Genomic DNA, 12,354 nt, shown 5'->3' with positions numbered 1-12,354 from the left:
ATGACCCAACCGCTGTTCAGCGGGGTGATCCCTCCGGTTCCGACACTCTTCACCGCAGAGGGTGAATTCAACGAAACGGCGCAGGCTATCCTTATTGAGCACTTGATCAATTCCCCCGTGGACGGGCTTTTTTTCCTGGGTAGCGCCGGAGAGTTTGCCCATATGTCCCGCGAGATGCGCCAGGATGTCGCCGCATTTTGCACGCGCCTGGTTGCAGGTCGAAAGCCCGTGCTGATTGGCATTGCCAGTTGCGGCACACAGGAGACCATTGAAGCCGGTCTTCATGCGCAACGCCTCGGCGCGGATGGCGTGGTCGTCGTGAACCCCTGGTACAACCCGCTCAGTGAAAGTAACCTGCTTCAACACTTTAAAAGGGTGGCGGAGGCGCTGTCGATTCCGGTAATCCTGTATAATTTCCCCGCGCTGACCGGGCAATCCATACCGGTACAGATTATCAAAACCCTTGCCATCGACTGCCCGAACATTGTGGGGTTGAAAGATACGGTCGATACACTTTCCCATATCAGGGAAACGCTGCACGCGGTAAAACCCGTGCGCCCCGATTTTGCTGTCTTTGCCGGTTACGATGAGTACCTTCTTGGCACATTAATTCTGGGAGGAGATGGCTGTATTCCCGCCAGCGCCAATTTTGCACCACAACTCACCTGTGGGATCCGCGATGCCTGGCATAAGCAGGATTATTCCCGAGCCGTAGAACTGCAACAGTCGCTGTCCTGGATCCCTCCTCTCTACGGGTTGGATCTGCCGTTTTATAATGCGGTGAAATATGCATTACAGCTAACTGGCCTGGATATTTCTGTCCATTCATTGCCACCTGCGTCGCCACTGACCGCAGAAATGAAAACAGAAATTGAAAACATCCTTCAACGCGCGGGTGTGATTAATAAGGAGGGTAATTAACATGAACAATATTCGTCGATTTGGTTGCGTGGTGAAAGTCCGGCCAGAAAAACTGGCGTATTATAAGGAACTTCATGCGAATCCCTGGCCTGAAGTCAATGGCATGATAAAAGAATGTAATCTGCGCAACTTTTCCATTTATTACAAAAATGGTCTGCTGTTTAGTTATCTGGAATATACCGGCGATGATTATGAAGCCGACCAGCAGAAAATGGCCGCGCACCTGAAAACACAGGAGTGGTGGCAGGAAACGTCGCCCTGCCAGATGCCGCTTGAAGGAGAACCTGAAGGCACGCTATGGGTAGAAATGGAAGAAATATACCACCTCGATTAATACAAAAATAACAATATTAATTCTCTGCGCTTTTTTGAAAGCGCAGAAGCCCTGTATTTTAATAATGATAGAAACATCCGAGAATAATATGAAAATCACCTCTATGACATGTATCGGCCTCGGCTTAGTGAATCTTTTTGCCATCCCTTATGCATCTTCTTCGCAAAATTTAAATATTGAAGAACGGTTGTCGCAACTGGAATTACGTCTGCAAAAAGCAGAAAGCCGGGCCGCGCTGGCCGAAAAACAAAATGCCCAACTGGTCAGTCAATTAAAACAGACAGAACAAGAATCACAGCAGGCGAAAAAATCGGTGGAAGGCCTGGAAGCCCGCACCCAGCGAATTGAAAAAATAACGCCCGATGAAGATGACTATTTTGAGCTGCACGGTTATGCGCGTTCCGGCATGATGACCAACCATAATGCCCGCCACACCCAGGGGGGGCCATTTATGACCCCGGCAGGACAAACCGGCGGGGCAATTGGCCGTCTGGGTAATGAACCAGATACGTATGTTGAAGTGTATCTGGAGAAGAAAAAACGACTGGAAAACGGCGCCACGACCCGATTTATGACGATGATTGCCGATCAGCAGAAAAGCTATAACGACTGGACGGCGGATTCCAGCACGCTGAATGTCAGCCAGGCCTTTGCTGAAATCGCGTCGCTTCCGAGTTTTACTGGCCCCTTCAAGGATACGACGCTATGGGCCGGTAAGCGTGTGGATCGTGACAACTTCGAAATTCCCTGGCTGGACTCTAAATTCGTCGCGCTAAACGGCACCGGGGGCGGTATCTATGACATCCGCTGGACCGATAACATTCGCAGTAACTTCTCCTTCATTGGCCGTAGTTTTGGCGATGTGGACGTCGTCAACAATGACGTCCAAAACTATGTCCTGACAGCCAACAACTATTTTGGCCCGGTGCAATTATTCATCAGCGGGATGCAGGCAAAGGACAATGAAGAGCGTGAAACCTTAAGCGGATATAAAGTCTTCAACGCGGCAAACAAAGGTTATACCGCGCTGTTAGGGTATCAGGGCGACAGCTTTTATGGCCTGACAAAAGGTGAAACGCGTAGCGTACTCTCCTGGGGACAAGGTCTTGGCGCGGAAGTGAAGAATATAGGCACCGACCCGGCGTTACTGTCCGATGCGAAAACGTTACGTTTAGCCAGTTACGGCATCGTCAATCTTTCGCCAGGCTGGGATTTTGCCCCTTCACTGCTTGCTCAGCAGAGTGCCGATCGTTACGTGAAAGGCGATGATTATCGCTGGGTCACCCTGAACGGACGACTGATGCAGAACATTACGCAAAACTTCGCGTTAGGTTATGAGGCGACCTGGCAATATATGGATCTCGATCCTAATGGCTATCAGCAATATCAGAAGGTGAAAGGGAATTTTTACAAACTGACCTTTGCGCCAACGTTCCGACCTGACGATATTTCGCCCTTCTTTACTCGTCCTGAATTACGCGTTTTCGCCACGTGGATGAACTGGGATAACGATCTGGATAAATACAGCCCTAATGACACCTTTGGTCAGAAAGGTTTCACCTCGGGTGGCGAGTGGACATTCGGCGTTCAGATGGAAACCTTCTTCTGATCGCGGGCGAACGGTTTTATCACGGTAAAACCGTTCGCTTTCCTGATAAGGACTGAACGCCACTTACAGTGGTTTTTCCCGTCGCCGGAATTCACTTGGCGAAACGCCGACCGCCCGATGGAACTCGCGGGAAAAATGCAGTTGATCGTGATACCCCACCTGGCTGGCGATGCTGCCTATGGTGGCATCCGTTTCAACTAACAGGCGACGCGCCTGAGACAAGCGGTAGTTTTTCAACCAACGCAGTGGACTTTGATTAAACGTCTCCTGAAAGAGTCGAAAAAGCTGTGATTTACTCACCTGGCAATAGAGCATAAATTTATCAATATCCCACTCATCGTTATAGTGACTGTGAATTTGATAAATCAGCCGACCTAATCCGCGATGGGTGATCACCGGTGAACTTTCATTTTCATGACTGCGACTTTCAAGAAGCGTATAAATTAATTTCGAACACAACAGGTCGCAATGGGCATCCGCAACCAGAGTATGGCTTTTCATCAGACAAAATAGTTGATGGTAAATGTCGGTTATTTCAGCCGGTGATTCAAACTCAAACACCGGTTGATGAAGAACATTAAGAAAATTCATAATATTGTCCATCTTAGAACCGTCAATTCTTAGCCACAATATTTCCCAGGGATCGGCACTGTCCGGAAAGTGTTCATGTGGAAACCTGACAGGAAGCCAGACCAGACTTCCTTCTTTCACTTCGTATTTTTTATTCTCCAGACAAATAACGCCCTTCCCCTTGAGACAGAAAATAAGTTCATGTCCCACGACAGACTGGCGTTGGATATGGAAATTCGCCCCTGTTAATATATGACCGGCGCGCAATACCCGATAATTGACCAGCGTAGAAAAATCTTCTGATTCCCGATACCAGTTTTCAATGACCTGCGTTCGCTGCGGCAGTGAACTCATATGCCATACTCCGAAAGAATGGATACATTTTAGATTAATTAATCCATCATGGGATGACAAGTGGAAATCATGACAGGAGTTGATTTAATTCTTTGACTCAGTTCACAAGATTAAGTAACGATAATATTATATCGTCAACCCGGAACTTTCCCCCTTAAAAAGGGGACATGACATGCCAACAATCCGCCATCGTAAAAAGTAGAGCGGATAAAATCATTAATTTGGCTTAGATAGCATTTATATTTATCATCTTTTTGTCAATAACTTCACAAGCTAAATTAACAAAGAGAACATTATTCTACTATCGCACGCATACTCTGCCACGCTTTTATCATCTTCTTTTCGCTTAAGAACGGGTCGATACGCTGGCAGTGGCGATTAGCACATCACAGGGTTTATATCCGACAGGAAGGCAGCCAAAACTGGATACAGAATGGGTGAAAGCCATTGTGGCTCACAAGATGAATTTATTCTCAGCTATCGGCAAGGCTGCACTTTACGGCTGAAATGACATTACCCGCGAAAAGGGAATCCGTAAGGATTCCCTTTCCTGTGACTTCTCGGTTTACGCGATGATCGCATTCATTTCAGAGTCTGCTCGTCTTCAGCAGCAGAGAAGACAATATTCAGACCACGAGGCCGAAATATTGTTGAATGAATCAACATATATTTGTACCAGCGTAAAAATAGCCGCCGATCGTTGACCCCAATACGTTCAAGAATACTGTACAATCTTGAATATATTGACTTTTGACTCAACCCCAGATATTGCGACGCGTCAGCATACGTTTCCAGACAAACAATCGCATTGAGCGTGTGTTTGTCTGCCCGGTTCATCTTTGTCATAAACTGACAAAACTCACACTTCTGTTCGTCACTGTTATCCTGTGCATCTCTAAGTTTTTCAATGATCCGCTGGATAGAATCACAATAATTGATATGCTGTTTCAGGTATAAATTATCTTGCTTTTCGGAAATACTCACTACTGTATATTCAGAAAGCAATGCACAACAGCATCGTGTTTGTACCCACATAGCAGGAAGAAAGCAGAATGGTTTCCTGTCTGACGGTCTCGCTGCCCTATTCTTTAATTCACTCAGCGCAAGAGCGATAAGTGGAGAAAGTTTATCATCAACAACCACGTTATCCCTCCTTGTACCGCCGTTTGCAAATATACACTTATCTTAAATAAAACTGCCAAAAGATATAACTGTTCAATCTAATACATCATGATAGGAAACAGCTATCACCATTTCTTTTTTTATCGCCAGATCAGATCATATCATTAACAACCTTGAAGGATTAAGCTTTATTATCAATAGATTACATTTCAACAAAAACACACGAAGAGCAACAAAAATCAAACAAAACACAACAATAAATTCATATCCAGGGCATACAACACCATCAATAAAATAGGATTATTTATCCTATAATCAGAAAAACAAACAAATTACATCGTCATTCTTAGGTGTCATAGAAAAATACAAATTAGGATTGTTCTTAGATCGGGGAATAATCTCTAAATAAGAAGAAAGAATGAATGGAATGCATTAACTCAACGTCGTTTTATTTAATGGTAAATTTGAACAGAACGCCTTTTCATTTTTATAAAGCCACTATCACTTCGTCAAAAGCAATAGTTCTCATCTGGGGTAAATAACGGCATAGCCGAAAGGCTATGCCGTATCACTCACATCATCGCGCCATTAACGCAAATACGCCCCAACCGAAGTATTCCCGGGCGTACGTGACATGGCGTTTAGGCGCTATCGTCAACTCCGTACGAACCTCGTCGGCAAAATCATCCTCAGCGTTAGCCTCTAACCAACGACGCATTGTCAGCCATTTCGCCGCTTCGTACCGATCCCAGCCCTCCTGGTCTGCCAGTACCATTTCCACCACGTCATAGCCGAGTTCGTCGAAAGAGCCGACGAGCGCAGGAAGGGTGAGAAAATCAGTCCTGGACGAGACGCCACAAGCCTGGGCAATCTCTTCCGTCGCGGGAACCTGACGCCAGTATGGTTCACCGATCAGTATCATTCCGCCAGGCTTGAGGCTTTTTGCCAGCAGTTCGATACACCCGGCGACGCCACCGGCTATCCAGGTCGCGCCAACACAGGCCGCCACGTCGCATTTTTCGTCCGTGACGTAACCCGCCGCGTCGTTATGAATAAAATGGACGCGTTCGCTGACGCCGAGCTCTTCAGCACGCTGTTTTGCCTGCGCGGTGAAGAGCGGACTCATGTCGATACCAGTACCGTTAATACCGAGATCGCGCGCCCAGGTACAAAGCATCTCACCTGAGCCACTGCCGAGATCGAGAATACGCGCCCCCGACTTCATGCGTAACACGCGGCCCAGTGTGGCGTACTTTTCCGGCGTGAACGGGTTATGAATACGGTGTTCACTTTCGCTAATCGTAAAAATACGTGGGATATCCATTAATTAATTCCTTTCATTGGGTTACGAATGACAGAACGTCCAATCAGGTCATTATTCATGCCAGTGCTCCGGTTGCATTAAGGCCTGCGCACACTGAATTTGGCCAGTACGAGCATGTGGCTGAGCAGAGAGGGATTGCAGCATCCAGCAGGCCTTGTGCTCTTCCGGGATGGGATAAGGCGCAGGATAGCCGTTGTCTCCTGCGCAAGGTTTGAATCCATGTCGCGGATAGTAGGTGGCATGACCGAGAACAAATACGCGCTGACACCCCATCAACCGTAAGTGTTCTAAACCGGTACGTATTAATAATCCGCCCACTCCTCTCCCCTGGTATTCCGGTATGACCGCCAGAGGCGCGAGGATATGCATCAGGGGAGATTCCATTTCCCCTTTGAATGTCGCCCGGGTGAACAAGATATGCCCGACGGCTTTACCTTCATGTCTGGCCAGCAACGATAACGTCGGACGTGCACTTTCGTCTTGCAGCAAAGCAGCCACCAGATCGGCCTCTTTACTGTAGCCAAATGCACGGGTTTCGACTTCCCGGATGTCACTTGCATCACTCTCATCGGTGATATGAAAGGTGAAGTTGCGTGTTGTCATAGAACTCTCCTTAGCGGTTATCTGGCTGGGCGCGAACGTTATTCAGCCCGGTGGTATTAATGCGGTAGGGTTGACCATTGACGGATTTGATCAGCTTTTTGGTTTTGAGTTTTTTGAAGACGGCGAGCGTACAGTCGGCGAGCAGCAGCCCTTCGCGGCTGTAACATTCAACGGCGGTGACGCGGCCTGACGTATCGCGAACGTGCGCAATACGTCCACCTTTCGCGAGAACGTGTAAGGTACGTTGTTCCTGACGGGATAAATTCATACTGGAAAACCTGTTTAATCATCATGTGCAAAACGTGCAAACACACAGCGGCGTCCGCATTCGATTTCAGCGCATTGATAATCAGTCCGGCCTGGAAAGGTCGGGGAAACTGATTATCAGATGATTACATTCTCCAGCATCAAAGCCTCGGGTTGAGTTGAAAGGTATTTACGGCATGAATGGTAACACGTAGTTTCAGCAGGGATATGTGCAGGTCGGGGAAATGTGATCGATGTCGAAAACGCGAGCCCGCCCACGGTCATGGCTTCATCTTCTGCCCATCCCCGGCCTTGCTGGCAGGCAGAAAGATAACCCATTGTTCTGTAACGATAACTTTCAATTTTCTTGATTTCAATTAAAGTAAAACGATAAAAAATTATTGTTTTACTTTAATTTTGTGTATTGTTTGCACTATCACGCTAAGCTGATACACCGAGGTTCTATGTCCACTGATGCACTGGCACAACTCAGCCAAAGAATGGTCACTTTCACCATGATGCTGTTGATTACCATCGTTTTGGTAAATTCGATTGTTCTGTTTTTTCCCATATTGTCATTTTCGAATGAGTTCTACGGGATAACGCTGTCTCTCACTGACCAGCGACTCTCTGCTCTCAATGTCAGCCTGCAGACGTTGCCATGGTGGCAGGCAGCGGGGGCCGGAGTCATCAACCTGTTGGTCATGGCGCCACTTTGTTACTGCCTGTATCAACTACGATCGCTATTTCAGGCCTATGCCCGGCGAAACTATTTTTCCGCCCGTTCGGCACAACATATGAGCAGAGTCGGCGCTTCTCTGGGGGTCTGGACTGTAATGACCCTGCTTGCGGATCCTGCGACCAGTTACTGGTTGACGATGCTTAACCCCGCAGGAGAGCGTGAAATACTCATCGGGTTTGAGCTCCATCATGTCGTCTGGTTTTTTATTGCGCTGTGTGTGATAGCAGTGGCTAAAATACTGGAAAAGGCGAGTGCTCTGTACGAAGAAAATAAACTTTTCCTCTGAGGCGGTAACGGCTATGGCAATCATTGTTAAACTGGATGTGTTACTGGCCGCAAGAAAAGTCAAATCAAAGGAGCTTGCGGATGCGATTGGAATTACGGAGCAGAATCTTTCACTAATAAAACAAGGGAAAATTAAAGGCTTTCGATTTTCAACCCTTGATGCATTATGTAAATATCTTGATTGTCAGCCCGGCGATCTGTTCAGTTATATCCCCGTTAAGGAGGATAACGACGATTAATCGCCCGATTCAATCCTGATATTATATTTCTTCCAGCCTGAATAAACACCGCTGCTTGCGGCGGCGTTTATTATTGGACAAGCCCCCTGTAGCCCTACCCCGATTTTGGTTTCTGATGACAACACAGGTTTACGACCTGTGCGAGTACATGATTAATTCTATCTGAAAGGAGCATCAATTATGTTTATACGGATAATAGCCACTTCCCTTGCCCTCTGTTCTGTTTCTTTCATCCCCTTTGCTATGGGGGAAAGCGATAATATGTCTCAGGCCACGAGTACGCCGGGGAATATTGCTGAAGAGCGACTGAATCGCGGGGATTATCGGGATCTTATCGTTTACAAGACCGGTCGTCTTGCCGGGCAACCCGCGAACAATGCCTTGCGCTGGGATATTGCGCAGGATGAATTGATGACAGGAAACCTCGATAAAGCAGAAGAATATCTGAAACCTTTATTCGATGATCCACTATACATGGATGAGGCGACCTATACGCAGGGGCTGATTCGTTATTTGCAGGGTGATTATGTACAAGCGGAAACACTTTTGCGGACGGTCTCCAGGGATCTGAGAAGTCAAATTCGACTGCTTTACGTTTATTATCAGACGGGCCAATATACGAAAGCGAAAACATTATTCGACAATGCGCAACTGAATTCCCTCAGTCAGCATGACAGCGCCCTTCTGAGTTTAATGAACGCATTTGGCACAGACCAACCCTACAAACCCGAGTGGAAAGCTGACCAGGCCCTGTTGCCGTTTATCTCCATGAATCATCTACCGGTGGTCTCCGTCAGGGTGAACGGACAACCGGTTAATGTTTTTATCGATACCGGCGCTGATTTATTTGTGCTCAATACGGCAATGGCGAAGAAACTGAATCTCAAATCGCAGGGCTGTTTCACAGGGACCTATGCCGGAGGAAAGACTGCAGAAACCCATTATTCCCGGCTGCAAACATTGGGTCTGGGAGAGGTGACATTGCATGACGTCCCTGTTGATGTTGCAGAATTTCCGGACTCATGGGTTTTTACGGATGAGACCACGGGTGAAAAAATTGATGTCGACGGTATTTTATCCACCGGCGTGTTTCACCAGTTCCTCACCACGCTGGACTATCCGCAGCGACGACTGGTGCTGATGCCCAGAAATAAAGAGAGCCAACGCAAAGTCGCCGAAGGCGGTGGCACAAACATTCCCTTTATCCTCGAGGGGACGCATTTCATGATAGTCAAAGGCGCGGTGAACGGTAAGGAGGACATGACCTTTTTCCTCGATTCAGGTCTTGACGATCCAGAGGCCGCAATTTTGTTGCAGAAAGAAGCACTAAATTACATCGGGATGAAATTGCAGGACGGGGAGCACATGATGCCGGATGACGGCAAAGGAGGACTTGGCGGTGGCGGTTTTGCAATAACCCGCCTGCCCGTCGACAGTATCTCGGTCGGCAGGGTAAATCAGAACAATTCGACAGGGCTTTACGGTGTGTTACCGGAAGAACTCTATTTCACTGAATCCGGCATGATTCTGGACGGCTTTATCAGTCATCAGTTTTTAAAACACTATAAATGGACCATCGATTTTGACTCAATGGTGATGACATTCCAGTAACGAAATAGCGTTAAAGCCTGTGATATCACGACAGGGGGAATCGGTCTGGAAGTCTCACTATCACCCTATAGTCAATATCGTCGCTCGCCTAACACGCGGCCTACCGATACAGGCAGGCCGCGTAAACGGTCTTACCGCTGACGCGTTGCCGCTTTCATGCTCATCACAAATGCCCCCAGCTCAGCCAGCATCGCCCCCTCGTTATCGACATACTTCTCGATGATGTTGACGATGGCAGAGCCTGAAATGGCCCCGGTCGCACCGGCGTTAATCGCGTCCGTCACCTGATCGGGCGTGGAAATGCCAAACCCCTGCAGTGTCGGTGGGGCCTGATACTTATCCAGCGTTGCAACCAGATGTTGCAGCGGCTTTGCCGCCTGCCGTTCGGTACCCGTCACCCCTGCCCGGGAAAGCAGGTAGGTATAGCCCCTTCCATGGAGGGCAATCTCCTGGAGAAGTTTATCGTCGGCGTTCGGGGGACAGATAAAAATGGGTGCCACGTTATGACGCATCGCGGCCTGACGGAACGGCTCCGATTCTTCGAACGGCACATCCGCCACCAGCACCGAATCAACCCCAATACGTGCACATTCAGCATAAAACGAGTCGATACCCCGGTTGAAGACCAGATTGGCATACACCAACAGCCCCATCGGAATGGTCGGGTGCCGCTGGCGAACAGTGGCCAACATCTCAAAACACAGGGCCGGTGTGACGTCTGCAGCAAAGGCCCGCAACGCGGCATTCTGAATCGTCGGACCATCGGCCAACGGATCCGAAAATGGGATCCCCAACTCCAGCGCGTCTGCCCCTGCCGCAATCAGGGCATCGATAATTCGTAGCGACTGCTTCGGGCCCGGATCGCCGATCATCACGAAGGGAACAAAAGCACCTTCTCCACGGGCGTTCAGCTCAGTAAAAAGCGTGTTATAGCGTTCCATCAAATTTCTCCTCGTGCGTGCAGAATATCGTGTACGGTAAAAATATCCTTGTCTCCCCGACCTGAGAGGTTAACCACCAGCAGCTGCTCTTTGTCAGGATTTTCGCGCATCATTCTCAGGGCGTGAGCCAGCGCGTGAGAGGATTCAAGGGCCGGAATAATGCCCTCTTCCCGACTCAGGATCTTAAAGGCCTCCAGCGCTTCATCATCGGTAACGGAGACATAGTTCGCACGCCCAATGCTGTTCAGGTACGCATGTTGTGGTCCGACGGAGGGGAAATCCAGCCCCGCAGAAATGGAACAGGACTCAATGATTTGCCCCTCATCGGTCTGCATCATTGGCGATTTCATGCCGAAATAGATGCCCACGCGACCGTGCTTTAACGGTGCCCCATGCTCACCCGTTTCAATGCCATGACCGGCCGGTTCCACACCGACCAGTCCGACGCGAGCTTCATCAATAAAGTCAGCAAACATACCGATTGCATTCGAACCGCCACCCACACAAGCGATCACCGCATCCGGCAGACGACCTTCTTTTTCCAGAATCTGTACCCGGGTTTCTTCCCCTATCATGCGCTGGAACTCACGAACGATGGTTGGGAATGGGTGGGGCCCCGCCGCCGTGCCCAACATGAAATGCGCTGTTTCATAGCTACCGGACCAGTCGCGGAGCGCCTCGTTAGATGCATCTTTCAGGGTTGCAGAACCGCTGTGCACGGGGATCACCTCCGCCCCCATCAGGCGCATACGAAAGACGTTCGGCGACTGGCGCGCTATATCCTTCGCCCCCATATAAATGCGACATTTCAGGCCTAGCAGCGCGCTGGCGAGGGCGGACGCTACGCCGTGCTGCCCGGCCCCGGTTTCAGCAATGATCTCGGTTTTCCCCATGCGCTTTGCCAGCAGCGCCTGCCCCAACACCTGGTTGGTTTTGTGCGCCCCGCCGTGGAGCAGATCTTCCCGTTTGAGATACAACGTCGTGCGGGTTCCTCTGGTGAGATTGCGGCACCGGGTCAGCGCGGTGGGACGTCCTGCATAGTTTTTCAACAGATCGGTAAACTCGGCCTGAAAGGCCGGATCGTTCTGCGCGTTAACAAAGGCTTCTTCAAGCTGAAGCAGGGCGGGCATGAGGATTTGTGGAACATACATACCGCCGAATTCGCCGAAGCGGGGGTTGAGTATTGTGCTCATTATGGCTCCTTAATGTCTGCGCATTGCCTGAAAAACCGGGCCTTTTCCCTGGTCTGGACTCTGCACGTAAAGTGAATTCAGTAACTGCGCAGCATCTGCTGGCTTCGTTCATGCGGTGAGACTTTCCGCGTGTGACAAAATTTGGGCAAAAAAAAGCCCGCTCATGGCGGGCCGGGTATCGGTGTGCAGACTGCAGACGTGACGATACTGCCCGTTAACGGGAAGTGCGCCACCAGTTGTGCTGAGTCATCATTGAGAAT

At 49.1% G+C, this 12,354-nt stretch carries 13 protein-coding genes and 1 other annotated feature; of the genes, 6 read left to right on the top strand and 7 right to left on the bottom strand.

Annotated elements, in window-relative coordinates:
* The 3 genes from ACERJC_RS04325 (at position 1) to ACERJC_RS04315 (ending at position 2,864) form a co-directional block, all read left to right on the top strand.
* A complete protein-coding gene (locus ACERJC_RS04325) occupies positions 1–921 on the top strand; it encodes a dihydrodipicolinate synthase family protein (RefSeq protein ID WP_373671676.1) in 921 nt (306 codons plus the stop codon).
* A gap of 1 nt (position 922) precedes the next feature.
* On the top strand, positions 923–1,255 hold the full coding sequence (locus ACERJC_RS04320; RefSeq protein WP_373671117.1) for an L-rhamnose mutarotase: 333 nt from the start codon (positions 923–925) through the stop codon (positions 1,253–1,255).
* An 88-nt stretch (positions 1,256–1,343) separates the two neighbouring features.
* The gene (locus tag ACERJC_RS04315; protein WP_080949873.1) at positions 1,344–2,864 is read left to right on the top strand and encodes a carbohydrate porin; all 1,521 of its coding nucleotides are present in this window, start codon (positions 1,344–1,346) and stop codon (positions 2,862–2,864) included.
* 63 nt (positions 2,865–2,927) lie between these two features.
* Here ACERJC_RS04315 and ACERJC_RS04310 read toward each other — a convergent pair whose 3' ends face one another.
* From ACERJC_RS04310 to ACERJC_RS04290, 5 genes are all read right to left on the bottom strand, one after another.
* Positions 2,928–3,788 carry an AraC family transcriptional regulator gene (locus ACERJC_RS04310; protein ID WP_373671675.1) on the bottom strand — a complete coding sequence of 287 codons (861 nt, stop codon included), beginning with the start codon at positions 3,786–3,788 and terminating at the stop codon, positions 2,928–2,930.
* 582 nt (positions 3,789–4,370) lie between these two features.
* Entirely contained in the window at positions 4,371–4,931 is a 561-nt protein-coding gene (locus tag ACERJC_RS04305) for a hypothetical protein (protein WP_152405171.1), read from the bottom strand.
* 556 nt (positions 4,932–5,487) lie between these two features.
* A complete protein-coding gene (locus tag ACERJC_RS04300; protein WP_373671116.1) occupies positions 5,488–6,234 on the bottom strand; it encodes an SAM-dependent methyltransferase in 747 nt (248 codons plus the stop codon).
* A gap of 51 nt (positions 6,235–6,285) precedes the next feature.
* Positions 6,286–6,837 (bottom strand): GNAT family N-acetyltransferase, encoded by a 552-nt coding sequence (locus ACERJC_RS04295; protein ID WP_286632952.1) that lies wholly within the window; start codon positions 6,835–6,837, stop codon positions 6,286–6,288.
* 10 nt (positions 6,838–6,847) lie between these two features.
* Positions 6,848–7,105: a YjhX family toxin gene (locus ACERJC_RS04290; RefSeq protein ID WP_006174186.1), complete on the bottom strand. Its 258-nt coding sequence runs from the start codon at positions 7,103–7,105 to the stop codon at positions 6,848–6,850.
* Positions 7,106–7,547: 442 nt separating this feature from the next.
* Between ACERJC_RS04290 and ACERJC_RS04285 the strand changes: the two genes are divergently transcribed.
* The 3 genes from ACERJC_RS04285 to ACERJC_RS04275 all read left to right on the top strand — a co-directional run bounded on the left by ACERJC_RS04285 (position 7,548) and on the right by ACERJC_RS04275 (position 9,960).
* Positions 7,548–8,111 carry a DUF2975 domain-containing protein gene (locus ACERJC_RS04285; protein ID WP_371896059.1) on the top strand — a complete coding sequence of 188 codons (564 nt, stop codon included), beginning with the start codon at positions 7,548–7,550 and terminating at the stop codon, positions 8,109–8,111.
* Between the two features lie 13 nt (positions 8,112–8,124).
* On the top strand, positions 8,125–8,349 hold the full coding sequence (locus ACERJC_RS04280) for a helix-turn-helix domain-containing protein (protein WP_178825517.1): 225 nt from the start codon (positions 8,125–8,127) through the stop codon (positions 8,347–8,349).
* Positions 8,350–8,610: 261 nt separating this feature from the next.
* Positions 8,611–9,960, top strand: coding sequence for an aspartyl protease family protein (locus ACERJC_RS04275; RefSeq protein WP_373671115.1), 1,350 nt, complete (start codon positions 8,611–8,613; stop codon positions 9,958–9,960).
* 131 nt (positions 9,961–10,091) lie between these two features.
* Here ACERJC_RS04275 and trpA read toward each other — a convergent pair whose 3' ends face one another.
* Together trpA and trpB are read right to left on the bottom strand one after the other, a co-directional pair.
* Positions 10,092–10,901 carry a tryptophan synthase subunit alpha gene (gene trpA, locus ACERJC_RS04270; protein WP_373671114.1) on the bottom strand — a complete coding sequence of 270 codons (810 nt, stop codon included), beginning with the start codon at positions 10,899–10,901 and terminating at the stop codon, positions 10,092–10,094.
* Positions 10,901–12,094 carry a tryptophan synthase subunit beta gene (gene trpB / locus ACERJC_RS04265; protein ID WP_373671113.1) on the bottom strand — a complete coding sequence of 398 codons (1,194 nt, stop codon included), beginning with the start codon at positions 12,092–12,094 and terminating at the stop codon, positions 10,901–10,903. The genes trpA and trpB overlap by 1 nt, the downstream gene beginning before the upstream one ends.
* Before the next feature lie 147 nt (positions 12,095–12,241).
* Positions 12,242–12,335 (bottom strand) — a sequence feature (Trp leader region).
* Positions 12,336–12,354 lie beyond the last annotated feature (19 nt).

The sequence above is a fragment of the Citrobacter telavivensis genome (genome assembly GCF_041807075.1).
GTDB classification, from domain to species: domain Bacteria; phylum Pseudomonadota; class Gammaproteobacteria; order Enterobacterales; family Enterobacteriaceae; genus Citrobacter_A; species Citrobacter_A telavivensis.
The sequence above is the reverse complement of the archived record's forward strand: the minus strand, read 5'-3'. Positions and strand labels throughout refer to the sequence as shown.